The sequence below is a fragment of the Algoriphagus aquimarinus genome (genome assembly GCF_900112005.1).
GTDB classification, from domain to species: domain Bacteria; phylum Bacteroidota; class Bacteroidia; order Cytophagales; family Cyclobacteriaceae; genus Algoriphagus; species Algoriphagus aquimarinus.
The window spans coordinates 16,525-41,659 of record NZ_FOKK01000021.1; the positions used below are offsets into that span (position 1 = coordinate 16,525).

The 25,135-nt window shown below is 39.9% G+C and carries 22 protein-coding genes; 17 read left to right on the plus strand and 5 right to left on the minus strand.

Going from position 1 to position 25,135, the window contains the following annotated elements:
* Positions 1-14 precede the first annotated feature (14 nt).
* Both gatB and alaS read right to left on the minus strand, forming a co-directional pair.
* Positions 15-1,475: an Asp-tRNA(Asn)/Glu-tRNA(Gln) amidotransferase subunit GatB gene (gatB, locus tag BM291_RS19275; protein ID WP_092900735.1), complete on the minus strand. Its 1,461-nt coding sequence runs from the start codon at positions 1,473-1,475 to the stop codon at positions 15-17.
* Between the two features lie 21 nt (positions 1,476-1,496).
* Positions 1,497-4,121, minus strand: a complete 2,625-nt coding sequence (gene alaS / locus BM291_RS19280) for an alanine--tRNA ligase (RefSeq protein ID WP_092900738.1) — start codon at positions 4,119-4,121, stop codon at positions 1,497-1,499.
* Between the two features lie 618 nt (positions 4,122-4,739).
* On the opposite strand from alaS, the gene BM291_RS19285 reads away from it, so the two are divergent.
* The 8 genes from BM291_RS19285 to BM291_RS19320 all read left to right on the plus strand — a co-directional run bounded on the left by BM291_RS19285 (position 4,740) and on the right by BM291_RS19320 (position 11,914).
* A complete protein-coding gene (locus tag BM291_RS19285; protein WP_092900741.1) occupies positions 4,740-5,849 on the plus strand; it encodes an alanine racemase in 1,110 nt (369 codons plus the stop codon).
* Between the two features lie 151 nt (positions 5,850-6,000).
* Positions 6,001-6,579 (plus strand): GDP-mannose pyrophosphatase NudK, encoded by a 579-nt coding sequence (gene nudK, locus BM291_RS19290; protein ID WP_092900744.1) that lies wholly within the window; start codon positions 6,001-6,003, stop codon positions 6,577-6,579.
* A gap of 214 nt (positions 6,580-6,793) precedes the next feature.
* Positions 6,794-7,288 carry an SRPBCC family protein gene (locus BM291_RS19295; protein WP_092900747.1) on the plus strand — a complete coding sequence of 165 codons (495 nt, stop codon included), beginning with the start codon at positions 6,794-6,796 and terminating at the stop codon, positions 7,286-7,288.
* 20 nt (positions 7,289-7,308) lie between these two features.
* On the plus strand, positions 7,309-8,307 hold the full coding sequence (locus tag BM291_RS19300) for a phytanoyl-CoA dioxygenase family protein (RefSeq protein ID WP_092900749.1): 999 nt from the start codon (positions 7,309-7,311) through the stop codon (positions 8,305-8,307).
* Positions 8,308-8,354: 47 nt separating this feature from the next.
* Positions 8,355-8,942, plus strand: a complete 588-nt coding sequence (locus tag BM291_RS19305; RefSeq protein ID WP_092900752.1) for an alpha-ketoglutarate-dependent dioxygenase AlkB — start codon at positions 8,355-8,357, stop codon at positions 8,940-8,942.
* Positions 8,943-9,041: 99 nt separating this feature from the next.
* Entirely contained in the window at positions 9,042-9,677 is a 636-nt protein-coding gene (locus BM291_RS19310) for a DUF2306 domain-containing protein (RefSeq protein WP_217647346.1), read from the plus strand.
* Positions 9,678-9,733: 56 nt separating this feature from the next.
* Positions 9,734-10,783, plus strand: a complete 1,050-nt coding sequence (locus BM291_RS19315) for an alpha-L-fucosidase (protein ID WP_092900755.1) — start codon at positions 9,734-9,736, stop codon at positions 10,781-10,783.
* A 177-nt stretch (positions 10,784-10,960) separates the two neighbouring features.
* Positions 10,961-11,914, plus strand: a complete 954-nt coding sequence (locus BM291_RS19320) for a CorA family divalent cation transporter (RefSeq protein WP_092900758.1) — start codon at positions 10,961-10,963, stop codon at positions 11,912-11,914.
* Positions 11,915-12,033: 119 nt separating this feature from the next.
* On the opposite strand, the gene BM291_RS19325 is transcribed toward BM291_RS19320, so the two are convergent.
* Entirely contained in the window at positions 12,034-12,621 is a 588-nt protein-coding gene (locus BM291_RS19325; RefSeq protein ID WP_092900901.1) for a copper resistance protein CopC, read from the minus strand.
* 634 nt (positions 12,622-13,255) lie between these two features.
* On the opposite strand from BM291_RS19325, the gene BM291_RS19330 reads away from it, so the two are divergent.
* The 6 genes from BM291_RS19330 to BM291_RS19355 all read left to right on the plus strand — a co-directional run bounded on the left by BM291_RS19330 (position 13,256) and on the right by BM291_RS19355 (position 19,991).
* Positions 13,256-14,350: a hypothetical protein gene (locus BM291_RS19330; protein ID WP_139229147.1), complete on the plus strand. Its 1,095-nt coding sequence runs from the start codon at positions 13,256-13,258 to the stop codon at positions 14,348-14,350.
* A gap of 368 nt (positions 14,351-14,718) precedes the next feature.
* Positions 14,719-15,579: an ATP phosphoribosyltransferase gene (gene hisG / locus BM291_RS19335; protein ID WP_092900764.1), complete on the plus strand. Its 861-nt coding sequence runs from the start codon at positions 14,719-14,721 to the stop codon at positions 15,577-15,579.
* 40 nt (positions 15,580-15,619) lie between these two features.
* Complete coding sequence (gene hisD / locus BM291_RS19340; protein ID WP_092900767.1) at positions 15,620-16,915, plus strand: histidinol dehydrogenase; 1,296 nt, start codon at positions 15,620-15,622, stop codon at positions 16,913-16,915.
* Positions 16,912-17,979, plus strand: coding sequence for a histidinol-phosphate transaminase (gene hisC / locus BM291_RS19345; protein WP_092900770.1), 1,068 nt, complete (start codon positions 16,912-16,914; stop codon positions 17,977-17,979). Before hisD ends, hisC begins: the two co-directional genes overlap by 4 nt.
* A gap of 3 nt (positions 17,980-17,982) precedes the next feature.
* A complete protein-coding gene (gene hisB / locus BM291_RS19350) occupies positions 17,983-19,080 on the plus strand; it encodes a bifunctional histidinol-phosphatase/imidazoleglycerol-phosphate dehydratase HisB (RefSeq protein ID WP_092900773.1) in 1,098 nt (365 codons plus the stop codon).
* 110 nt (positions 19,081-19,190) lie between these two features.
* The gene (locus BM291_RS19355) at positions 19,191-19,991 is read left to right on the plus strand and encodes a tetratricopeptide repeat protein (protein ID WP_092900776.1); all 801 of its coding nucleotides are present in this window, start codon (positions 19,191-19,193) and stop codon (positions 19,989-19,991) included.
* Here BM291_RS19355 and BM291_RS19360 read toward each other — a convergent pair.
* The gene (locus tag BM291_RS19360) at positions 19,988-20,866 is read right to left on the minus strand and encodes an ATP-grasp domain-containing protein (protein ID WP_092900779.1); all 879 of its coding nucleotides are present in this window, start codon (positions 20,864-20,866) and stop codon (positions 19,988-19,990) included. The two genes, BM291_RS19355 and BM291_RS19360, sit on opposite strands and share 4 nt — an antisense overlap.
* A gap of 99 nt (positions 20,867-20,965) precedes the next feature.
* Here BM291_RS19360 and BM291_RS19365 point away from each other — a divergent pair, with 99 nt between their 5' ends.
* The gene (locus tag BM291_RS19365) at positions 20,966-21,721 is read left to right on the plus strand and encodes a polyprenol monophosphomannose synthase (RefSeq protein WP_092900782.1); all 756 of its coding nucleotides are present in this window, start codon (positions 20,966-20,968) and stop codon (positions 21,719-21,721) included.
* On the opposite strand, the gene BM291_RS19370 is transcribed toward BM291_RS19365, so the two are convergent.
* A complete protein-coding gene (locus BM291_RS19370) occupies positions 21,696-22,913 on the minus strand; it encodes an ABC transporter permease (protein WP_092900785.1) in 1,218 nt (405 codons plus the stop codon). The genes BM291_RS19365 and BM291_RS19370 overlap by 26 nt on opposite strands.
* 39 nt (positions 22,914-22,952) lie before the next feature.
* On the opposite strand from BM291_RS19370, the gene BM291_RS19375 reads away from it, so the two are divergent.
* Together BM291_RS19375 and fmt are read left to right on the plus strand one after the other, a co-directional pair.
* Positions 22,953-24,140, plus strand: a complete 1,188-nt coding sequence (locus tag BM291_RS19375; protein ID WP_092900788.1) for an exo-beta-N-acetylmuramidase NamZ family protein — start codon at positions 22,953-22,955, stop codon at positions 24,138-24,140.
* A gap of 45 nt (positions 24,141-24,185) precedes the next feature.
* A complete protein-coding gene (gene fmt, locus BM291_RS19380; RefSeq protein ID WP_092900791.1) occupies positions 24,186-25,112 on the plus strand; it encodes a methionyl-tRNA formyltransferase in 927 nt (308 codons plus the stop codon).
* Positions 25,113-25,135: the final 23 nt, after the last annotated feature.

Here is a 25,135-nt window from a genome sequence, read left to right on the forward strand (position 1 = left end):
CGATTCAGCATGGATTAATTCTCTAATAATTCTGTCAATAATTTTGTTGCGACTTTAGGGTCTGCTTTTCCTTGGGATTTTTTCATCACTTGTCCCATAAACAAGCCCATCAAGCCTTTTTTACCTGATTTATATTCTTTCACTTTAGCCGCGTTAGCTGCCAAAACTTCCTCCACTATCGGCTTCAGAGACGACTCGTCACTTTCTTGGATCAAATTAAGTCTTTGAGCTATTTCAAGTGGACTTTCCGTAGTACTCTTCAGCATTTCAGGATACAAGTTCTGTGAGGCTGCGGTGTAACTCACCTTACCGTCATCTACCAAAGCTATCAGCGCTACGAAAGAATCTGTACTGATTGGAAAATCATCCATGTGAAGAGATTGCTCATTCAAGGATGACTTTACAGGCCCCATCATCCAGTTAGACGCGGCTTTATAGTTTTGGGTTTTGCTGCAAAGCTCATTAAACCACATTGCAACATCTTTGGACTCCGTTAAAAAGCTAGCATCGTAATGCGGCAAGCCAAATTCTTCCACAAACTTCTTGTGAAGATCTCTAGGCAAGATAGGCATGGTAGCTTTCACGGAATTCAACCACTCGTCAGAAACCACTACAGGACTCAAGTCCGGCTCAGGGAAATAACGGTAATCATTCAGGTCTTCTTTTGTACGCATACTGGCTGTAAGCCCTGTATTTGCATCAAAAGTTCTTGTCTCAGAAATGACTTCTATCCCTTGCTCGATCAGTCCGATCAAACGCTCATGCTCATGCTCGATGGCACGAAACACGTTTCGGAAAGAGTTCATGTTTTTCACTTCCACTTTTTTACCTAGTTCTGTCGCACCTTTCAGCATCACAGAGACGTTGGCATCACAGCGAAGAGAACCTTCTTCCATATTGCCATCGCAGACATCTAGGTATTTCACCAGCTTTTTCACTTCAGCCAAGAACGCATAAGCTTCCTCTGGACTATGTAAGTCTGGCTCAGTTACTATTTCTATCAAAGGCGTACCAGCACGGTTGAAATCAACCAAGGTATCAACCTCTTCTGCCAAGTGGATGGATTTTCCAGCATCTTCTTCCATGTGAACACGGTTGAGGATCACTTCCTTTTTGGTTCCATCAGGTAGCTGAATCGGTACAGTTCCTCCTACACAGATTGGTCCTTTGTCCTGCGTAAGCTGATAGCCTTTTGGAAGATCTGGGTAGAAGTAATTTTTTCGCGCAAGGACATTGTGTCGAGTAATCTCAGAATTACATGCCAATCCCATCTTGATGGCATAGGTAATAGCTTTCCTATTGACCTTAGGCAAAGTGCCCGGATGACCAAGGGTAATCACTGATATCTGCGTATTGGGCGCTTCACCATACTGATTAGCATCCGCAGCAAACATTTTACTCTCAGTCATAAGCTGCGCATGCACCTCAAGACCGATGACCAACTGATATTTATTCTTTAATTCTTCACTTAGCATCCGCGCGTGTTTTTCTATTTTCTAAAGATATAACTCCTTGGCTTTGGCCACTACATTTTCTAGTCCAGCTAGATTTTTTCCTCCTGCAGTGGCAAAAAATGCCTGTCCACCGCCTCCGCCTTGAATTTCTTTAGCTAATTCTCTTACAATTTGTCCAGCATTTAGACCCTTGCCAGTAATCAGCTCTTCGTCTATGATCACTGCGATCTGAGGCTTATCTTCAATTTTGGCAGCCAAAATCACGAAAGCATTCGCAGTTTCATTTTTCAACTCATACGCCAGCTTCTTCAAGGAATCTGCATTTGGCAATTCCACTTGTGCGATGAGGGTGTTGATCCCATCACCCGCCACAAACTGCTTTAGTAATTCCACTTTTACACCTGAAGCTTTCTCCATGTGTAAGGAATCAATCTCTTTTTTCAAGTCATTTCGCTCTTGAAGCAAAGACTCTATTGACTTCATGAGATCCTTAGGATTCTTCAGCAATTCCTGAATCTCCTTCACCAAACTCTCCTGCTTGCGGAAATAATCCTCAGCAGACTTAGCCGTGATTGCTTCGATTCTACGAACGCCTGAAGCACTCGATGCCTCAGAAATAATCTTAAACAAGCCAATTTTACTCGTTTGAGGTACGTGCGTTCCTCCACAAAGTTCCACAGAGAAATCTTTATCGAAAGTAATCACACGGACGAAGTCACCATATTTCTCTCCAAAAAGCGCTGTTGCTCCTTGTTTCTTAGCCTCTTCAATTGGCATATTCCTTTGCTCAGAAAGAGGGATATTTTGTCTGATTTTCTCATTCACAATATCCTCCACTTGAGAAATCTCCTCATCAGAAAGTTTGCTGAAATGTGAGAAATCAAAGCGAAGCAAGTTCTGATTCACCAAAGAACCACGCTGCTGTATGTGATCGCCTAAGACTACTTTCAAAGCAGACTGAAGTAAGTGCGTAGCAGTATGGTTGTTCTCCGTCATAAAGCGCTTTTCAGCATCTACTTCAGCACCGAACTGCGCTTCTGGATTAGCTGGAAGTTTTTCTACAAAATGAACAATCAGATCATTCTCTCGCTTAGTGTCGATTACTTTGACCTTTTCAGTCTCAGAAATTAACCAACCTGTATCTCCTACCTGTCCACCAGATTCAGCGTAGAAAGGTGTTTTGTCCAAAACCAATTGGTATTTGTCGCCTTTTTTATCAGAAATAACTCGATACTTGATGATCTGAGCATGCGCTTTAAGGAAATCATATCCTACAAACTCAACCCCATTATCCTCATTTAAAATCACCCAGTCTCCTGTTTCGGATTCTGAAGCCGCACGGGAGCGGGTTTTCTGAGCTTCCATTTCTAGCGTAAATCCTTTTTCATCCAAAGAAAGTCCGCTTTCACGTGCGATCAGAGAAGTCAGATCCAGCGGAAATCCGAAGGTATCGTAAAGATCAAAGGCTGTTTTTCCTGGAATTACTTTTTCGCCTTTTTCACTCAATTCAGCTTTAATCTGATCGAGCATTTTCAGGCCATTGTCCAACGTACGAAGGAAAGAAGTCTCCTCTTCGAAAATCACTTTGGCTATAAACTCCTGCTGCTGTCTCACTTCAGGGAAAATATCTCCGAAATTATCAGCAATCAAACTTGTCAATTCATATAAAAATGGCTCCTGGAAACCTAAGAAGGTATATCCATAACGAACCGCTCTTCTCAGGATTCTACGAATCACATAGCCAGCCTTATTGTTGGAAGGCAGTTGCCCATCAGCGATAGTAAATGAAATCGCACGAATGTGATCTACAATCACACGGAAAGCAATGTCCGTAGGTAAATCTTCTCCGTACACCTTTTCTGATTTCTTAGCCAAAGCTGCCAAGAATGGTGCAAATAAATCTGTATCGTAATTGGAAGATTTGTGCTGAATAGCTCTCACCAAACGCTCAAAACCCATCCCTGTATCTACGTGCGTTGCCGGCAAAGGCTTCAACGATCCATCAGAAACTCTGTTGAACTGCATGAATACCAAGTTCCAAATCTCGATAACTTGCTCGTGATCGTTATTCACCAAATCCTTACCTGCTACTAGAGCACGCTCAGCATCCGATCTTAAGTCAACATGGATCTCGGAACAAGGACCGCAAGGCCCTACATCGCCCATTTCCCAAAAATTGTCCTTTTTGGAACCCATGATGATACGATCTTCAGGCACGATGGCTTTCCAAAGATCATAGGCTTCCTGATCCAAACCTAAGTTATCGCCAGTGTCACCTTCGAAAACAGAAACGTACAATCTGTCTTTTTCCAAACCGTAAACTTCAGTCAACAACTCCCAAGCCCACTCGATCGCTTCCTTCTTGAAGTAATCTCCAAAAGACCAGTTGCCCAGCATTTCAAACATGGTGTGGTGATAGGTATCCACTCCCACTTCTTCGAGATCATTGTGCTTTCCACTTACGCGAAGGCATTTCTGAGAATTGGCGACACGGGAATATTTGGCGATTTCATTACCTAGAAATGCGTCTTTAAATTGGTTCATTCCCGCATTTGTAAACATCAAGGTTGGGTCATTTTTGACCACAATCGGTGATGAGGGAACGTAGTGATGCTGCTTGGATTGGAAAAACTCAATAAAGGTGCTCCGTATTTTCTTTGCTTCCATGAAGGTTTTGAGGCAATTAAGAATGCTATTTAGGCCAATTTCAGCCGTATATATTGGGTGACAAAATTAATAGAATTGGCGGTGTTACCTGCATAGGGGTGAGAATTTCTCTTATTGAAAATCTCCCGCCACGGCGCAAAGGCGCAATTTCATGTTTCTTAACCTTTGAGGTTTTCGGAACCTCGAAGGTTTTTGAATTTATACTAAAAAGAATTAACGAATTTCCCGCGATGGCGCACATGAAATTTATAAGACGACCTGCCCTAAAAAGGCAAAAATACTTTTCCGGAAAATATCGAACCAAATTCAATTAAAAATCACACCCTTTCAGGGCTAAGGAATTCACGCTTTTACATTACGATGGGCTTCACCCATCGCTTGTATATCCAACCCTTTCAGGGCTAAAACCAAAATGCTTTATCTCCTGATTCAATCGGCATTCTCAGTTTTGATATCTCCATAAATTGTAAGTCTATCCATAAGTTTTATAATCAATTTTCGCTGCGTCGCTGCGAGCAAAACCAAACCTCAACTCCTCGGGAATCTCGTAAATCGTATTTCTCACTTCGTAAATCTTTCTTACTTTCAATAAAACTTTTAAAATCTCAATTATAACGAATGAGCTACCTCGATCAAATAACCTCCCCTACGCTACTTCTGGACGAAAAAATCTGTCGAGCCAACATCAAACGAATGGCTGATAAAGCTGCACGCCACGATATGAAGCTTGTTCCGCATTTCAAAACAGCTCAATCTCACCAAATCGGCGACTGGGCTAAAGAATATAACATCACTGAAGTAACCGCTTCTTCTATCAAAATGGCTGAATACCTTGCTGGTCAGGGTTGGGTGAATATTCACATCGCTTTTCCATTCAATCCACTAGAGATCCCTAAACTTAATAAAATCGCTGCCAAGCAATCCATTTCAGTGCAACTGGTCAATGCGGCTACAGCTCAAATGCTAATTGAGCAACTAGAGTATCCTGTAGGTTTTTTCATAGAAATCGATGCTGGCTATGGCAGAACAGGCGTAGAAGTATCTGATTTCGGTTTGATGGAGGAGATTTTATTGATCGCCAAGAAGTCTGACAAACTCAATTTCAAAGGTTTCTACCTTCATGCGGGACACTCCTATTATATGCCAGATATCCCTGCGCTCTACGAGCAAACCCGAAATGCACTGAGCATGCTGAAACATAAATACAATTCTGAATATTCGAAATTAGTTACCAGAACTGGAGATACGCCAGGCTGTGCAGTGATGGAGGATTTCGGAGATATCGATGAGATGGGACCAGGAAATTTTGTGTTTTATGATTTGATGCAAGCTGAATTAGGAGGTTGTGATAAAGAAGACATTGCTGTTTGTTTGGCTGTTCCTGTAGTGGATATCAAAAAAGACCGCAAGGAAATTTTGGTTCATGGTGGTGGAGTTCATTTGGCGAAGGATGTTTTGGTTGGAGATAATGGCCTGAAAAACTTCGGTGAAGTCGTTTATCTAAACGAAAATGGGTGGACTATCCCTCAAGATAAATCCTTCCTCAAAAGCATTTCTCAGGAACATGGTATCATCAAAGCTTCAGATGAACTCCTAGCGAAAGTGAAAGTAGGTGACATCCTTGGAATCCTTCCAGTTCACTCCTGCATGACAGCGGATTGTATGGGCGAATATATGACGCTGGATGGAAAGATGGTGGATCACGCTGAAGGCTTCTTAGTGAAGTAAATTGTAAGATTTGTAAGAAGTAAGTAGTGAGAGGTGAGAGGTGAAATAGTAAACAGTAGGTATTATTCTCTTCGCGCGATGTTTAAAAATTTTAAAATCATTTTAAACCCAGATCACTACTCTGGGTTTATTTTTAACACTAGTCCAAAACATGATCAAAGACGTAAAAATCACCAATACCGAAGTACTCTCAGACAATTGGTACACGCTTCGGAAAATTACTTTTCAGTTCACAAAGAAAAATGGCGAGGTTATCACTCAGGATCGTGAAGCTTACGATCGAGGAAATGGTGCCACCATTCTCTTATATAATCAGGAACATAAAACCGTCATTCTTACCCGTCAGTTTCGCCTACCAACCTACACCAATGGCAATGAAACAGGCATGATGATCGAAGCGTGTGCTGGGCTTTTAGATAAGGATAATGCTGAGGACTGCATCCGAAGAGAAACTGAGGAGGAAACTGGCTATGTGGTCAAAGATGTGAAAAAGGTCTTTGAAGCCTACATGTCTCCAGGTTCAGTAACAGAGATTCTGTATTTCTTTATTGCCGTCTACTCAAAGGACATGAAAGTCAGTGAAGGTGGTGGCGTAGATCACGAGGAAGAAAACATCGAAGTGTTGGAAATGCCTTATGAAGAAGCTTTGGAGATGGTCAAAAATGGAGAGATCAAAGATGCCAAAACGATTATGCTGATTCAGCATTTGAGATTACAGGGCATTCTTTAAAATCAAGCTCATTCACTTATTTTAAAAGTCTAAAATCTTATCTTACAGGATGGAAACGATCAAAATAAAAGGTAATAAGACATAAATTAATTAAATCCCCCTGCCCCCTTTGAAAAGGGGGAGTTGACACAATTCCAAGACAATACAAGGTTGTTAACACATTGCGTAAGAATTAGCTTAACGAACAAAACTTCATAAACTTTATTCATACTGTATGTACGCCCAACTCGAAATCACCCGCTATTTTACTCAATCCAAAGAAGAAGTTTACAATGCTTTTACTACTTCCGAAAGCCTCCAAAACTGGTGGGGACCGGCGGGGTATGAAATGGAAGTGCAAACATTCGAATTTCATCCTGAAGGAATTTTTCACTTTGTACTCAAAGGAAAAGAAGGCAATGAAATGTGGGCAAAATGGGTGATCAAAGACATCAAGGAATCTTCCAAACTTCAGTTTATCAATAGCTTCTCAAATGAAGCTGGAGAAACAGTCAAAGCTCCAGAAGAGCCATTTGGCTCTGATTGGCCTATGGAAATGATCGTAGATCTGGAGTTTTATGTGGAAGACGGCAAAACCAGAATCGACCTAGTCTCCTTTCCCCACAATGCCTCTGATGTTTCCAAACAGGTATTCACTGACAATATTGGTAATATGGAACAGGGATTTGGTGGTACTTTTGACCAGTTGGAAAAGTATCTTTCGAAATAAACAGACATTCACGTAACCTAATGCAAACTGCAGAAATAACCGATGTTGGCAGAATTCCGATTTACTATTTGAAGAAAATATGGTGTCACTACCAAAATCTGAAATCGCCCAGCGCCGAAGTCGAACGTGTAGAATGGAAATACATTATTGCAGTTTTTAACGCCCTTGGTATTGGCTTGGAGCCAACAGTCCAATACCTATTCAGTCAAAGCACAGATTTTTCAGATTTTGAAGATTGGATAGTAGCAAATGGGTCTGTTTCCCCTAGCGTCATTGAACAGTTCAATAGCACACTTACCGATAAGCAGGAATTCGACGCAAGAAAGGAAGATCCAATTTTTACGGAACAAGAACTTCAACAATGGCACCAAGATGGGTACATCATCCTGAAAAATGCTATTTCCAAAGAGGCCTGCGAAAAAACGGTCCAATTAATCTATCAGTGTATTGAGGCAGATCCTGAAAACTCGGAAACTTGGTATAAGCCACATACGCTGAAAAATGGGATAATGATTCAGCATTTCAACTCACCACAACTGGATCAAAATAGACTTTCTGAGCGAATAAATAGAGCTTATCGGCAGTTGTGGCAAAAATCAGATTTATTGGTTTCCATGGATAGAGTAAGCTTCAATCCACCTGAAACTGAGTTTTACCATTTCCCCGGTCCCAATTTGCACTGGGATGTAAGTTTAAAAATGCCCATCCCTTTTGGACTTCAGGGCCTGTTATATTTGACAGACACTAAGGCAAATCAAGGAGCATTTACGCTGATCCCAGGGTTTCACAATGAAATCAAAACCTATCTTGACAACCTGAAACCAGCGGATAACCCCAGAGATCTAAAAAATCTAAGTAATTTTCCTACAAAATCAATCGCCGCAGCTGCTGGAGATTTTATCATTTGGAATCAATGCCTACCTCATGGAAGCAGTCCGAATACTTCGAAAGAGCCCAGGATAGTTCAGTACATCAACTACCAACCTTTGGAAATGGAAGTTCAATCTGAATGGATCTAAGTCAATTCCCATTCATATTTTCAAAAACTTTACCCGTATTTTTCTAAATGAAACTTCCTCTCAACTGCGAAGCAGATTACCATCAAAATTTTCTAAGTGAGCTCGAATCTAATGAACTATATAGCCACCTAATCAGTGATTTCAACTTGACTGATGAGAACTTCTTTAAGTCTCAAAACGGTGAATTAATTAAGTTGGACTTTGGTAAAATGATGTTTCTGGATGAGGATATTTACACTAAGAATCTTTTACCTTCAGAGCATTGGGGCAGTACAGCTATATGGTCTGAACCAATGAGTCGCCTAAAAAAGAAGGTAGAATTGCTCACATCTCAAAAATTTGAAGTTTGTGTTTGTATCTTCTATCCTGACGGTAATTCTGGCGTTGATTTCCACTCCGATTACATTGCCTTCGGTGATACTAATTTCATTCCTTCTATTAGTCTTGGTGAAGAAAGGAAATTTGTTCTACGAGAGAAAAGCAGCAGAGACGAATACGCTATCAACTTGGCCAATGGTAGTATGATTATTATGGGAGAAAAATGTCAGGAATTATATGAGCATAGTCTTCCTATTGATCCAAAATATAAAAATGGGAGAGTCAATCTCACTTTCAGAAAACATGGTGTGAAGTAGCCTATGGATTTAAGAACTAATACAACCACCTATTAAGACAAATCATCGAAACTTACCCAAGTCTATTCTCAGGGTTTAGGTTTCTAATTAAAGTTAATTGTGAATCTAGTAATCAAGAAAATATCATGGGTGATTTTTGCACTATTGAGTTGCATCATAGGCTTGTATCCTATCTTATACTTTGTTTTGGAAAGGAATTTTGGCTTGCTGCAGCAGAAGTCAGAAGAATTACTAAGCAGCCCAATTTGGAACGCTGCATTCTACACACACATTATTCTTGGAGGTTTCGCTCTACTGATAGGATGGACTCAATTTCCCAAGGCATTTCGAGACAGAAACAGGAAGATTCACAAGAAAATCGGAATGGCTTACGTCACCGCCGCATTCTTCAGTAGCTTAGCTGGTATATACATCGGACTGTATGCCACAGGAGGAATCGTCAGTGTTCTTGGCTTTGTATCCTTGGGGATTATCTGGCTTGGTACTACGATGATGGGATGGCTAACGGCCAAAAAACAGGATTTTGATTCACATGAAAACTGGATGATCTTTAGCTATGCAGCATGCTTCGCGGCAGTGACGCTGAGAATCTGGCTACCAATTCTAATCATAATGCATCAAGGAGATTTTATCCCAGCTTATCAGATAGTCGCTTGGTTGTGTTGGGTTCCAAATATTGCTGTGGCTTTTTGGATAGTGAGGAGAAGGAAGATGAGATTAGGAATTATTGAATAAGTACAATTAATTGGAAACAGAATCACCTCCTGCCTTTTGAGTTAACAAATAGAAAAATGAAAAACACACTTCTATCACTTTTAGTCTGCGCTATTTTTATTTCTTGTACTAAAGCAAGAAAAGAAATACTCCCTATCCCATCCAAAGAACCAAGTGAGGCACAGTTAAAGCAAATAGAAAGAAAGTATGGAATGTTTATCCATTTTGGAATAAACACTTTTCACGATATGGAATGGACGGACGGCTCAAAACCCACCTCTTCCTACACTCCTTCAACTATTGACGCTGATCAATGGATTAAAACTGCCAAAGACGCAGGCATGAAATACGTGATTCTAATCACTAAACACCATGAGGGTTTTGCTCTTTGGGATAGTAAATACACCGAATACGATGTGGCTACCTCAGGAAATACGACTAATGTGGTGGAAGAAGTGGCCAAAGCCTGTAAAAAGTACAATATTGGATTAGGCCTATACTATTCACTATGGGATAGAAACTACAATGCTGATGTAGAAAATGTCGCATTGGATAGTAGTTATAATTCTTATATGATCAATCAATTGGAAGAATTACTAGAGATCACCAAGCCCTATACCAACATTGTTGAGTTTTGGTTTGACGGAGGCTGGGTGAAAGAAAACAATCGATGGCCAATTAATGAGATATATCAAACCATAAAATCACAAGAACCAGATTGTCAGGTAGGAATAAACTGGACAATTGGTCTTCCCGGCAACCCAGATTACCACAAGGTGATTCCAGAAGAGCAACAAGAAGGATATCCAATCAGGTATTTTCCTAGTGATTTTAGACTAGGCGATCCTTTTTTGCCTAAAGAAAATGATCCTAAAATATTCACTCATAACAATGAAGAATATTACATGCCATGGGAATCGACGGTATGCATTAGTAAGCGATGGTTTTACAACACTCAGGACACGGTATATAAACCTATCGATGAGCTAGTCGAATTATATAATGTAGCAACAGCTCAAGATAATATTCTGATCCTTAATTGTCCTCCCGGCAGAGATGGTAAAATAAGAAGTGAAGACATACAGCTACTAACTGAATTGAAAGAACGATTAAATATTGACTCCTAATTTATTTTTATTGCTCAAAGATATTTTATCCCAGCTAATCAGATAGTCGCTTGGTTGTGTTGGGTTCCAATTATTGCTGTGGCTTTTTGGATAGTGAGGAGAAGGAAGATGGAAAGAATTTAATATGTAAAATGGATTGAAATGATATACTTCATGATTATTACCTAAGATAAACCAATGATCGAAATCCTCCTAAAGAATAAAAAGTCATTCAAGGCTCAACATGTGAGCGAACTCATTGTTTCCGAGCTGGACTTTCATGTCATGCAGTTCCTGGATCACAGCAATGCTGATTTAAGGTGGTTGGAGGAGAGTTACGAACTGGATTTCACCATCATGAAGCATTATGAGGATATTGAAATCAGTTCTCACTTTTTGGAAAATGAAAAACAAGCTGCTTTTCACTTTTCTATCCCCTATTTCAATCATGAGAAAACCATGGTTGAGGAGCCATTGTTTATCATAATTACCTATGCAGGCCTTTTCCTTTTTACCAGCGTAAATCTTGATACTTATTTCAATGAGATGTATCCAGCTAAAATAAATTCCCTTAAACGGATTACGGATTTGAATGGCATTTTCAAATTTCAATTTGAGTTTATCTCTGACTATTTCGCGGATATCACAGAAAACCTCAGTAGAAAAGTGAAAAATCTAGCTAATGACATTCTGATACAGAAGGATTTTTCAGGCAATGTCATGGACATTATCACTAGACATAATTTCAACAATTTACTTATCAAAGAGTCACTCCTTGAGACCACACGTGTGTTGAGATTGTATATCAAAAGTGACTGGGAACAAAAAGCGGAATTGAAGGAAAGTGTTAGAGGAGAACTGAATGACCTGACAGTAATTTCTGATTACATACAGTTCAATTTTGACAGACTGGATGATTTAAAAGAAAATGTTTCGAATAAGATTGACTTGGAGCAAAACCATATTTTTAAGATGCTCACGGTAGTTACGGTATGTATTTCTCTGCCTACTTTCATTGCTGGGGTTTACGGGATGAACTTTGAAATAATGCCTGAACTGAAATTGGGATTTGGCTATCCTCTGGTATTGCTAGTGATGATTTGCTCTGCGATCCTGCCCTTCATTTATTTCAAAAGGAAAAAGTGGTTGTAGCCTAATTTTCTTGGTGTGAGCCAAACAAGATAGCTGCAGCCTTTGTTGATCTTTGTGTTTAAAAATAAAAAAAGCCCTGACTTTCAAATCAGGGCTTGTGGTAATAGTTGGCTTAATTATTAGAAGTGTAGTGTTTTGCTTCTTCCTTGAGCATCGATCACTTTCATGTAGATGTCTTTCGTAGTCATTTTGCTGAATGAATAATCCTTTTTAAAGCCGTCAGCTTGAGCTATGTGATCTTTGTAAATCACCTCTCCAGATTCTGTAGAATAAACCTCTACATCTACCCCAGGCTCATCTAATCCTATCACGGTTAGGTTTACAGTGTTATTGTCTACTACTTTGCCGGAAGCCATCAAAGGAAATTCTGATGCTGTAGCTGGTTGTTCACTTGTTTCTACGGTGTAAGTTACTTCCTCTTGGTCTGTTGCGATTTTCACTTGATACTCACCGGATGGCAAATTTTTCAAGTCATAAGGAACCATCAAGTTTTCATCTTTGACACGCACGTTTCTACTGCTCAGGCTTTTTCCATCTGCGTCGAGAATGGATATTTTTGCTTTACCAAGTCCCTCAGTAAGAGTGACGTTAATTTTCTTGTAGTTTGAATTTACTGTAGAGAGTGCTTTCAAATCCTCACTTGCGCTGGCTACTAATGAACTTAAAGATAATGCGCTGGCTAATGCTACTGTGAATAAGGTTTTCATAATATGTTGGTTTAAAATTTTTAGATTTTCTGTTGTGCTCTCCCTATTGCTAAGCGCGTACCAATCCAAAAAACAATCTTTGCCTGAAGACTTCATTTTTTTCAAAAGATTAATTTTTTAACAGATTTTCAGAATTAAATTCTGAATGAGTTGTCAGTTTTTTAACAAAACCTGTACAATAACTGGTCATATCACCGATCGATTGTATTGCTAGCGGACACTTTAATGGTAAATCTGCAATTTGAAGGGTTGCACCAGATTCGACTTGTTAACTAAATTTAATCTTGAAAAAATTTCACTTTACCACCTTGACTGTCGCTGCCAATAAATTAGCTGTACACTTTCGTACACTCTTCGTCCGATAGAATACAAGTCAGCGATCACTTTCCGTACAATTATCGAAATACCCTTTGATTTATTAGTGCTTCAGACGAATAATGAAGCAAGCAACTTGAGTCAATAATTGATTTTATGATTCAAGGATAAAGAGATCTGACCTAACCTCCAATGTCCCACATATCAAATTCACTTGATCGCTTTCCTATAAATCAAACTATTTTTCGATAACCAATAGTTGGTTAGTTTCGTGAATAGTCAAGTCATCCTTGAAGATTCAATTTCCTCTCCATCCCCAATGACTCGAATTCTGACATCAGCTTTTCTTTCATTATTCCTATTTCTCTATACTGGGAATTCTTTTGGGCAAGATGTGATTTTGAAACTTAAGCCTACTGTAAATACTCCTCAGGCAAGGGATTATACTTTTAGGCAAGTCGTAGATTCCCGCGATCAAAAGTCAATTGGTCAGGTCTATGACCCTCAGCGAAATAAACACTCTGCCAGCTTTGGAGGCAATCTGCCCCAAGAAGCCCTTCAGTTATACAATGCAAGAATCAGCTCTACTAAAAACCCTTCTTATAGGATTCTGGTGAAAGTGTATAAGCTGGATCTTAAGGAAATCTACCATCCTGATCTCAAAGCATATAAAGGCGATATACAACTGAGTCTAGGTTTCTTTCTTTATGGAGAGAAAGAAACTATTCATTTGGTAGATTTCAACAGTAAAGTTCAATATGGAAGACCGAGCACGCAGATGCATTTTGTGGAGACTTCCCTCCAGAAATTGTTTGAAAGTAGCTGGGAATACTTCGATTCTTGGCTTAGCACTCAATACCTAACCAATCGGGCTTTAGTGAAAAAAGTAAGATTGAATATTATAGATCCAATTAGAGAGAGCTCAAAGGATACTGTTTTTTATGATCCAAAAAGACCCTTGACATGGGCTGATTTCACCGAGACACCAAACCCAAGAAGTTCTTACAACGCCACAATTTTCAGCAGTATATCTATTGAAGGAAATGCCAAGATAGAAAATGGAGAAATAGTGCAGACCATTTCAGTGAAGGTATACATGCTGCCCGAGCAATCGTGGGTTAAGGATGCCAACGATTACGCCAACAACCATGAGCAAAGGCATTTCGACCTAACCAGAATTGCTGCTGATCGCATGATAAGTAGATTGAAAAATGTGGAACTGGAACCATTTCTGTTTGAAGCTATACTCAATGACATCTATTTGGATGCCTATAGAGAGATGAATCGCTTACAAGAATTGTATGACAGCCAAACTCGAAATGGCATAAATAGTGAAAAACAAGCAGATTGGAATCAAATCATAAGGAAGGCATTAGCTGGAGACATGGAATCATTTGATAAAATTCTTGACTAGTGAAAACAATTCTTGCGTGGAAAGCATTCTATAGATTCTAGTAGTGAGAAACTGAAATACATCAGAAAATTACGGTGAACTCAAACCGTTTTACAAAACCTTGGTATTCTTTGAGTTTAAAAAAGACTTCCAAAAAAATAGATCTCCGTTTGCATTTTCTTAATGGACTCCTATCTTTGCCAACGATAATGGAAAACAACAATAGAAATATTGACTTTTTAGCAACTGCACATCAAGGCAACTTGGTGCACCATTTCCATCATTCCTCCTGAGGAATATTTTTACACACCCGGTGAAGCCGATGATAGGGATTCCGCTTTTCGCCAACATTTATTACAACATTTTACTTCTTAGCGTAACTTACGACCATGGAACAAATAATCCGTATTGCCGTGCAGAAAAGCGGCAGACTATCTGACGATTCACTTAGCCTCATCAAAGAATGTGGTATCAAGTTTTATAATGGAACAGGCAAACTCAAGTCTACATCCACCAATTTCCCAATTGAATTCTTATTCCTACGTGATGACGATATACCAGGCTATGTAGCTGATGGTGTTGCAGATCTAGGTATAGTGGGACAAAATGAAGTCGTAGAAAAAGACAAAAATGTCACTACAATGAAAGCTTTGGGCTTTTCTAAATGCCGACTTTCTCTTGCTGTATCTAAAGGTCAAGCGTATTCAGGAGTAGAGTTTTTCGAAGGGAAAAGCATTGCCACATCCTATCCTAAAATCCTTGGCGATTATCTGAAAAGCCAAAACATCAATGCAGACATCCACGAAATCTCCGGTTCGGTAGAGATCGCGCCTAGCATAGGTTTGGCAGAAGGAATCTGCGATATCGTGAGCTCTGGTTCTACGCTGATGATGAATGGCCTGAAAGAAGTGGAGGAAATCTTCAAATCTGAAGCTGTTTTGATAGCTCACAACAATCTTCCCGATTGGAAAAAAGAGATCGCTGAAAAATTACTTTTCAGAATCAATGCCGTTCAAGCAGGAAAAAGCAGCAAATACGTTTTGCTTAATGCTCCGAATAAATCCATTGAGAAAATCATCAGTTTGATTCCTGGAATGAGAAGCCCAACTATTTTGCCTCTGGCTCAGGAAGGCTGGTCATCCGTTCATTCAGTACTGAACGAGGATACATTCTGGGAAAACATCGAGGAATTGAGAGCAGCTGGTGCCGAGGGAATCCTCGTTGTACCTATTGAAAAGATGATTCTTTAATCGAACTAAGCAGTATTTTCCACATTAGATTCTACTACCTATGAAAATCCTTGACAACCCCGCTAAGGATACTTGGAAGAAACATTTGGCCCGTCCAGTTTTCAAAACCAAGGAGATCAATAAGATCGTAAAGCCGATCCTACGTAAAGTGAAAAGGAATGGTGATAAGGCATTGCTCAAATTCGCTTTGGAATACGATCATGTGGAATTGGATTCTCTATTTCCATCTGAACAAGAAATACAAGCAGCATCAGCGGCCATTTCTGCAGAATTGAAAGATGCTATCAATGTGGCCAAAACCAATATTGAGCGCTTCCACATGGCTCAGGCCACTCCAGAACTGGTAGATGAAGTGATGCCAGGTGTGGTTTGTAGGAGAAAAAGCGTACCTATCCAGAAGGTAGGACTTTATATCCCTGGAGGGACAGCTCCGCTTTTCAGTACCGTATTGATGCTGGGAATTCCTGCAGTATTGGCGGGTTGTAAAGAAATTGTGCTCTGCACTCCACCCAATAAGGAAGGAAAAATCCATCCTGCTATTCTATACACAGCCAACTTGATTGGTATTAACAAAATCGTGAAAGTAGGTGGAGCTCAGGCTATCGCCGCGATGACTTTCGGGACTGATAGTGTACCAAAAGTGGATAAGATCTTTGGCCCTGGCAATCAATTTGTAACCGCAGCCAAGCAAACCGCTACCAAATATGGTGTAGCTATAGATATGCCAGCCGGACCTTCTGAAGTTCTTGTTTATGCAGATGACACGGCAATTCCAGCTTTTGTAGCAGCAGATTTACTTTCTCAGGCAGAGCATGGAGTGGATAGCCAAGTGATCTTGGTGACAGATTCCGAGAAATTTGCGCAGCGAGTAATCAAAGAAATCGATGCTCAACTCGAAGATTTGCCACGGAAAGATCTAGCGAAAAAGGCACTTTCAAACTCAAGAGCTGTAATCATCGATGAGATGGAAACAGCTTTAGAACTGATCAATTTCTACGCGCCGGAACACCTTATTATAAGTGTTGAAAAGGAAGACGAAGCAGTAGCAGGAATCTATAATGCAGGTTCTGTCTTTGTCGGAAATTTCACACCAGAGTCCGCAGGAGATTACGCTTCAGGAACTAACCATACACTGCCAACTTACGGCTACGCCAGAAATTACAGCGGTGTGTCTTTGGATAGCTTTTTGAAGAAAATGACTTACCAGAAAATAAGCCCAGAAGGATTAAAAAATCTGGGACCAACAATAGAAGTGATGGCTGAGAATGAGCTTCTTCAAGCTCACAAAAATGCTGTCACTATTAGACTCAAACATCTGAAAAACCAGAAAAAATGAAGTTTGACTTAGATCCACTACTTAGGCCACACATAGCCAACTTACAACCCTATACTTCTGCCCGTGATGAATACACTGGGAAAGAAGGCGTGTTTTTGGATGCAAATGAAAATCCTTACGGTTCTATTACCGATCAGGATTACAATAGATATCCAGATCCATATCAGCTAGAGCTTAAAGCTGAAATTGCCAAAATCAAAGACGTAAAACCTTCTCATATTTTCTTGGGAAACGGTTCAGATGAGGCAATTGACTTGCTTTTCCGTGCTTTCTGTAATCCAGGAATTGATAATGTGATTCTTCTACCTCCTACTTACGGGATGTATGAAGTGAGCGCAAATATCAATGATGTAGAAACTCGAAAAGTCCCTTTGACTGAAGATTTCCAACTTCAGCCGGACAAAATTCTTGCAGCAGTAGATGCGCATACCAAGATAATATTCGTGTGTTCTCCAAATAACCCTAGCGGGAATAAGGTGAAGAGAAACGATATTATACGTTTGCTTCAGGAGTTTAATGGATTGGTAGTCGTAGACGAAGCCTACATTGATTTCAGTGACGAGCCGAGCTTCACCACTGAACTGGGTAAATATGGAAATCTCTTAGTAATGCAGACATTTTCCAAAGCTTGGGGCCTTGCTTCCTTGCGATTGGGAATGGCGTTCGCATCTAAGAAAATGATCAAGATTCTGAACAGAATCAAGCCTCCTTACAATATCTCTGGATTGACGCAGGAAACAGTCTTGGCTGCTATCCAAAATCAGGATAAAGTTGCCAAAATGACGCAGGATATTCTTGCTGAAAAAGACTTCCTGCAGGGCGAGTTGGAAAAGCTTGACTACATACAGAAGATCCATCCTACTCATGCGAATTTCCTTCTGGTGAAAATACCTAATGCAAGTCATGTGTATGATGATCTAATAGAGGAAAAAATCATAGTTAGAAACCGTTCTAAAGTACAGCTATGTGAGGATTGCCTCAGGATCTCAGTAGGAACAAGATCTGAAAATGAAGCTTTTATCCAAGCTTTGAAGAAAATCTATACAGAAAGCTTTAACCTATAAACCATGAAGAAGAAAGTACTTTTTATAGATCGAGACGGAACAATTATCAAAGAACCGCCTACCGATTATCAAGTTGATAGCTTAGAGAAGTTGGAGTTTTTGCCGAAGGCTATTTCTAACCTTCGCAAAATCGCTGAAGAAACTGATTTTGAATTGGTCATGGTGACCAATCAAGATGGTTTGGGAACGGATTCTTTTCCAGAAAGCACCTTCTGGCCAGCACAATTCAAGATGCTGAAAACGCTGGAGCAGGAAAATATTTTCTTCAAGGAAATCCATGTGGACAAAACCTTTGAAAGTGAAAATGCCCCTACCAGAAAGCCAAATACGGGGCTTCTGACAGCCTACTTTACTGAAGAATATGATCTTGCCAATTCTTATGTGATCGGAGATCGATTGACGGATGTGAAGCTCGCTGAGAATCTTGGAGCAAAAGCTATCTTCATTGGAGAGCCTACTGAAAGGGCGGCATTGAGCACTACGGATTGGGATGAGGTCTATGAGTTTTTGAAAATGCCTCCCCGCGCTGCTGAAGTAAGTCGAAAGACCTCTGAAACAGACATTTATATCAAGCTAAATCTTGATGGAAACGGACATTGTGATATCAAAACAGGCTTGCATTTCTTTGACCACATGCTGGAGCAACTGGGCAAGCATGGTAGCACTGATCTGGAAATCAAAGTAAATGGTGACCTTCATATTGATGAGCATCACACGATTGAAGATACAGCACTAGCGCTAGGAGAAGCATATTTGAAAGCTTTAGGAGACAAAAAAGGTATTTATCGCTATGGTTTTCTTTTGCCGATGGACGATGTCTTGGCACAAGTTGCAATTGATTTTGGAGGAAGGCCTTGGATCGTTTGGGATGCAGAATTTAAGCGAGAAAAAGTTGGTGATATGCCAACAGAAATGTTTTATCATTTCTTCAAATCCTTCTCAGATACGGCCAAATGCAACCTGAATATCAAAGCTGAAGGAGCTAACGAGCATCATAAAATTGAAGCAATGTTCAAAGCTTTGGCACGAGCCATCAAAATGGCAGTGATGCGTGATCCTAGAAATATCAATCAACTTCCAAGTACTAAGGGAGTTCTCTAAGCTTCAAGAGATTAGGACCAATTCAATCTCGATAATTGAAATAATTAAAGGATTAGGAAAATTTCACAAGAAATATTTTTCCTAATCCTTATTTTTTTGTTCATTTAGTCATGAAACGACTTTTACGTACCCTGACTATTCTTTTATTAATAATTGCAAGTAGCTCATGCTCAAGTAGCATTCAAAATATTGAGCATCTTTTTAATGATAAAAAGTACGAGGATGCGATCTCCGATCTGAATCAATACTTATTTTTCCATGTGACTGATGTCAAGGCGCTGCATATGCGGGCTCGGAGTTATGAAGAAATCGGAGAGCATGAGAAATCCAAAGCCGATTACGAACGAATTATCGCCATTGACGATCAATATGCTCAGGCATATGCAGGTTTGGGAAAGTTATTGTTTGAGCAAAAAGACTACAAAAATGCTGAATTAAGACTTCTGCGTGCAGCATCGTTAGATTCAAATGATTTTGATATTTTATATCTACTTGGGCGGTCGAGAATTATGACGGGTAAATTCAAATCGGCAGAAGAGTTTCTAAGACGAGCAACTGAGTTGAATCCGGACCATCCAAAAGTTTATTTCTATACTGGAATGGCGCTAGCCTACCAAGGAGATGCATTGGGTTGCGCTGCTTCCTTCAATTCTTATGTAAACCGAGAACCTGATAATATGGTAGGGGTATATAACCGTGGGTTTGCCTATATGAATGCAGGTTATGTAACATGGGCCATTGAGGATTTTAACACAGTCTTAAAGAAAAATCCTAATCATATAGAAGCTATGGCTCACAAAGGCATTTGTTTAGCCGCTATGGGTGATTCCGAAGGCTGCTTGCTTCTTCAAACAGCTGCAAACAAAGGAAGCCAATATGCGAAAGATCAACTTGCTTTTTGTGCTTCTTAAACCAACCTGGCTGCAATAGCTTTTTTGTAAGTAGGAATCGCCTGTTCACAGAGAGCTAGAAACAGGTAAGGCTCGATCATTTCCAACTCCATCAAATGGAATTGCCCCTCGACCTCTACCCCATCTACGCGCACGTACAAGCTATCTGATGCAAATTCATCTACTAAGGCCTGACAAGAAGCCAACATAGATGCTGAAGGGTCTATAGTCTTGATCGTGCCACCAAAATAATGTTGCACTCTAAAATCTTTTTTTGCTGGAGTTTTCAAAACTGCATGAGAAAACTCACCATTGAAAAACAGTAAGGAATACTCTCCTACTTTTTCCACTTCAGAAATGAATGGCTGTACCAAAAATGCCTCTTCGTTTACCCAAGCCTGTACTTTCCCCACATGTTTATCCCAATCCTCACTAGCAAATTTCAATGTATTCTTTGCTCTCCCACTTACTAAAGGCTTCACAACCCAAGATTCAGATTTAACCTTCCCTTCTATTTCAACCTTTGAAATCAATCTTCCTTTTTCCAAAATCATCCCGGCGATAACAGGGAAACCTTTTGATTCAATTTCCAAAAGATATCGTTTCGAAGAGTTCCAAAGGATTGTATCTAAGTTGTTTAGCGTAGGAATCTCATGAGTACGGATAGTTTCTAACCAGGTCAAAAACTCTGGATAGTAATCAAAGTAGTCCCAAGTAGACTTAATAAATAACAATGAAAACTTACTCCAATCGACTTGAGGATCAGACCAGCTAACGATCTCATGTGAAGTTTTCAATTCGGTTAGAATTTCAGATAAGATTAGATTTTCATCGACCGTATTGGCATCGTATGCACCAACTGAGAAATAACTTACTATAGCAACATGCCGCTTCATTTCTTATATATTTTGTGCAAAGCTATACTTTAACCAAAATTTACACCGTACGTTCTTCTAAAATCGGTCTTTAACATTACTTTTGGCCTTTGCGCAATTATGAACCACCGGAAACTCGTCATCATACCTACTTTCAATGAGAAAGAAAACATCCTGGAGATGATCCATACGGTGATGAACCTTGAGGGTGGATTTGAACTTTTAGTTATTGACGATGGCAGCCCAGACGGAACAGGTAAACTTGTAAAAAGTCAACAAATCGCCTTTCCTGATAGACTTCACTTGATTGAGCGAAAAGGAAAACTAGGATTAGGAACTGCTTACATCACAGGTTTCAAATGGGCCTTAGAGAAGGATTATGATTTCATTTTTGAAATGGATGCCGATTTTTCCCATAATCCCGATGACCTAATCAAACTCTATAATGTATGTGCAGATAGAAGCTTTGACTTAGCAATAGGTTCCAGATACATCACAGGAGTGAATGTAGTCAACTGGCCAATGGGAAGAGTATTGATGTCTTATTTTGCTAGTGTCTATGTGAAATTCATCACTGGTTTACCGATCAAAGACGCCACAGCAGGATTCAAATGCTACCACAAATCAGTTCTTAAAGGAATCAAACTTGACGAAGTACGATTTGTAGGGTATGCTTTCCAGATTGAAATGAAATTCACTTCATGGAAACTGGGTTTCAAAGTCATTGAAGTCCCAATCATTTTCACGGACCGTACCAAAGGCACATCTAAGATGAGTAGCGGGATATTTAAGGAAGCAGTGTTAGGTGTAATTTTGATGAAGATAAAGAGCATTTTTCGCCCTTATAAGATCAATCAAAGCGTATCGAGCGAATAGGATCTACTCTAGAAATCACCATTACTGGTATCCAAAGTACCGCAGCTGTCAGCATGGTAATTCCAATATTGATCAAGATAAATGCTGGCCAGTTCCAGTCTATTGGCACATAGCTCATGTAATAGCTAGCGGCATCAAGTGGTACCAATTTGAATTGATCCTGCAAAAGTCCGATTCCCAGACCTAGTGCATTGCCAATCAATAGCCCTCTTAAAAGTATATTGATTCCGTTCCAAAAGAAGATACTTCTTATCTGCTTATTCGTAGATCCCAGTGCTTTTAGCAAACCGATCATTTGAGTACGCTCCATGATCAAAATGAAGAGTATAGCTCCCATATTGAAGATCGCTACGAAGCCGATCAAACCAATAAATACGTAGACATTATTATCCAACAGTTTTAGCCAATCGAAGATCTCTAAAAACTTATCTTGGCTACTTATCAACTTCAAATCATAATCCATAAGCTCCTCTATTTGTGGAGTATATGATTCTATATTGTTAAAGTCATCTACAAAAATCTCCATCCCACCTATCTGATCTTTTGTCCAATCGTTTAGACTTCTGATGGTCTGTAATTCTCCTATTATAATCTTTTCATCGAAATTCTCCAGGTAGGTCTGAAAGATCCCTACCACTTCCACTCGTCTATATCTTGGAGGATCTTGTACAAAGTAAAGGGTGATTTTATCGCCGACTTTTAGCAAAAGTTTGTTTGCTATAAATTGACTTAGCATTACCTCATTGCTGGTCCCTTCATCAGGAATCCGAAGCATTCTCCCATCAATCACATATTTTTTGAAACCCAGCGTATCGAAATCCTGCCCAATTCCTTTCATCAGAACGCCTTGCACTTCTTCATCACCCTTGATCAGTGCTGCTTTATGAGCAAAGGATTGCACTTTGGTGATGAAAGGAAGGTTAAGATGAGTTTGGCTGAATTTGGAATTTTCAGAAAAAGGAGCTTCCTCAAAAGAATTGCTCATTGTAAAGCGTTGTACCTGATAATGACCGGTGAAACCATAAACCTTCTCCGATACCGTACTCTGAAAACCGCCTAAAACCATGAACGAAATGAGCGACACAGCTAAGCCTAAAGCTAGGCTTCCTACAGCAATCTTGTGTATGGTGGCCGAAAATCCTCCAGCTTTCTTGAAACTGATTCTTTTGGCGATGAAATAGGAAAGGTTCAAAGGACTGCTTTAATTTGTTCGATTAGACCGCAAAATAGCATGAAGCAAACGAAACTTACTCCCTTTATTTACTTTTTGAGTTTAGCACTGCTAATTCTCAGCAATTCTTTCTCCTCTTTAGCCAAACAAGACACTCCTTTGCCAGGAGCAGAACGTCCTGAACTTTACCTGGACCAGCTTCAAGGAAAAAAAATAGGGATAGTTGCTAATCAAACAAGCATTTTGACGCATAGCAACAACAAGCATGTTGTTGATTTTCTTTTGGAAAAAGGAGTAAATGTTAAAAAAGTGTTCGTCCCAGAGCATGGCTTCCGTGGTCAGGCAGATGCTGGAGAAAAAGTTGATAATACAGTTGACTCCAAGACTGGCCTACCTATCATTTCACTTTATGGAAACAACAAAAAACCGAAACCAGAGCAGATCCAAGATTTAGATATTCTGATTTTCGACTTGCAGGATGTGGGTGTGAGATTCTACACGTATATCAGCACTATGCATTACCTGATGGAAGCTGCAGCGGAGAATGGTAAAAAGGTGATCATTTTCGATAGACCTAATCCAAATGGAAATTACATCGCTGGACCTGTGCTAAAAAAGGGCTTTGAAAGCTTCGTGGGCATGCATCCTATTCCAGTCGTCCATGGTCTTACTGTGGGTGAGCTAGCACAAATGATTAATGGAGAAAAATGGCTAAAAGGTGGATTGAAAGCAGATTTAGAAGTGATTCCTGTGGGAAACTGGGATCATCAGAAAGCTTACAATTTACCTGTAAAACCTTCTCCAAATCTGCCAAATGACTTATCTATCAAACTCTATCCTAGCACTTGCTTTTTCGAAGGAACTATCGTTTCCCTAGGTAGAGGTACACATTTCCCATTTCAAGTTTATGGCTATCCAGATCCGAAATTCGGGGAATTCACCTTCACTCCTGTGAGCATAGATGGCATGTCGAAGAATCCTCCACATCAGGATAAAAAATGCTATGGAGTGGATTTGAGAGGTGAATCGATGATGCATGAGTTTACGCTGAAGTATCTTCTAGATGCTTATCAAAAATCAGGAAAAGGTCAGGCTTTCTTCAACAACTACTTTAACACTCTTGCCGGAACAGATCAGTTGAAAAAAATGATCATGGATGGAAAAACGGAAGCTGAAATCACGGCGAGTTGGAAGAATGATTTGGAAGAATATAGCACACTTCGTAAAAAATACCTGATCTATAAATAAGTACAGGCTGAATTCGAGAATTTCAAACCTGAAACTAATCCAACGATGAACAAGAACCTTAGAATTATATACATGGGCACACCGGAATTTGCGGTGGCAGGCCTAGAACTACTGGTAGAAAACGGCTGGAATATCGTGGGTGTGATCACTGCACCCGATAAGCCAAAAGGTCGTGGTCAGAAGTTAATCCCTTCTCCGGTAAAGGAAGCTGCACTTAAACTGGACTTGAATATACTTCAGCCAACTAATCTTAAATCGCCAGAATTTCAGGATGAACTTCGTGCTCTAAAAGCGGATTTACAAATTGTGGTAGCTTTTAGAATGCTTCCTGAGTCAGTTTGGAATATGCCTCCATTGGGCACTTTCAATCTCCATGCTTCACTTTTACCAAATTACCGTGGTGCTGCCCCCATCAATTGGGCCATCATCAATGGAGATAAGGAAACTGGGGTGACTACTTTTTTCCTCAAACATGAAATCGATACTGGAAGCATCATCTATCAGGAAAAAGTGGCGATTCTAGAAGAAGATGATCTTGGAACTGTCTATGAAAAGTTGATGAATGTAGGATCAAAACTAGTTCTAAAAACGGTAGAAGACATCGCTGCAGACAAAGTACAGGCGCTACCCCAGGATGAATCCAAAGCACTACATCATGCTCCGAAGATTTTCAAAGAAACAGGAGAAATCAATTGGTCTAATTCAGCAGAATCCATTCACAACTTGGTTCGTGGCCTTTCTCCCTACCCTGCTGCCTGGACTAGATTTGATGACAAAAGCTGTAAAATCTACAAAACGCAGTTTTCAGCAGATCAGAAAACCAACAAAGCGATCGGAGAACTTCAAACAGACAACAAAAGCTATATAAAAGTCCAAACTGGTGAAGGAGTCTTAGAAATCTTGGAACTGCAGCTGGAAGGAAAAAAGAGAATGAAAGTGGATGATTTGCTCAGAGGCTACAAATTTTCTTGATTAGAACTATAAAGAAAAAAGTG

Coding starts and splice junctions, on each gene's coding strand:
- gatB (WP_092900735.1), bottom strand. CDS start 1,475: ATGCTAAGTGAAGAATTAAAGAATAAATATCAGTTGGTCATCGGTCTT.
- alaS (WP_092900738.1), bottom strand. CDS start 4,121: ATGGAAGCAAAGAAAATACGGAGCACCTTTATTGAGTTTTTCCAATCC.
- BM291_RS19285 (WP_092900741.1), top strand. CDS start 4,740: ATGAGCTACCTCGATCAAATAACCTCCCCTACGCTACTTCTGGACGAA.
- nudK (WP_092900744.1), top strand. CDS start 6,001: ATGATCAAAGACGTAAAAATCACCAATACCGAAGTACTCTCAGACAAT.
- BM291_RS19295 (WP_092900747.1), top strand. CDS start 6,794: ATGTACGCCCAACTCGAAATCACCCGCTATTTTACTCAATCCAAAGAA.
- BM291_RS19300 (WP_092900749.1), top strand. CDS start 7,309: ATGCAAACTGCAGAAATAACCGATGTTGGCAGAATTCCGATTTACTAT.
- BM291_RS19305 (WP_092900752.1), top strand. CDS start 8,355: ATGAAACTTCCTCTCAACTGCGAAGCAGATTACCATCAAAATTTTCTA.
- BM291_RS19315 (WP_092900755.1), top strand. CDS start 9,734: ATGAAAAACACACTTCTATCACTTTTAGTCTGCGCTATTTTTATTTCT.
- BM291_RS19320 (WP_092900758.1), top strand. CDS start 10,961: ATGATCGAAATCCTCCTAAAGAATAAAAAGTCATTCAAGGCTCAACAT.
- BM291_RS19325 (WP_092900901.1), bottom strand. CDS start 12,621: ATGAAAACCTTATTCACAGTAGCATTAGCCAGCGCATTATCTTTAAGT.
- BM291_RS19330 (WP_139229147.1), top strand. CDS start 13,256: ATGACTCGAATTCTGACATCAGCTTTTCTTTCATTATTCCTATTTCTC.
- hisG (WP_092900764.1), top strand. CDS start 14,719: ATGGAACAAATAATCCGTATTGCCGTGCAGAAAAGCGGCAGACTATCT.
- hisD (WP_092900767.1), top strand. CDS start 15,620: ATGAAAATCCTTGACAACCCCGCTAAGGATACTTGGAAGAAACATTTG.
- hisC (WP_092900770.1), top strand. CDS start 16,912: ATGAAGTTTGACTTAGATCCACTACTTAGGCCACACATAGCCAACTTA.
- hisB (WP_092900773.1), top strand. CDS start 17,983: ATGAAGAAGAAAGTACTTTTTATAGATCGAGACGGAACAATTATCAAA.
- BM291_RS19355 (WP_092900776.1), top strand. CDS start 19,191: ATGAAACGACTTTTACGTACCCTGACTATTCTTTTATTAATAATTGCA.
- BM291_RS19360 (WP_092900779.1), bottom strand. CDS start 20,866: ATGAAGCGGCATGTTGCTATAGTAAGTTATTTCTCAGTTGGTGCATAC.
- BM291_RS19365 (WP_092900782.1), top strand. CDS start 20,966: ATGAACCACCGGAAACTCGTCATCATACCTACTTTCAATGAGAAAGAA.
- BM291_RS19375 (WP_092900788.1), top strand. CDS start 22,953: ATGAAGCAAACGAAACTTACTCCCTTTATTTACTTTTTGAGTTTAGCA.
- fmt (WP_092900791.1), top strand. CDS start 24,186: ATGAACAAGAACCTTAGAATTATATACATGGGCACACCGGAATTTGCG.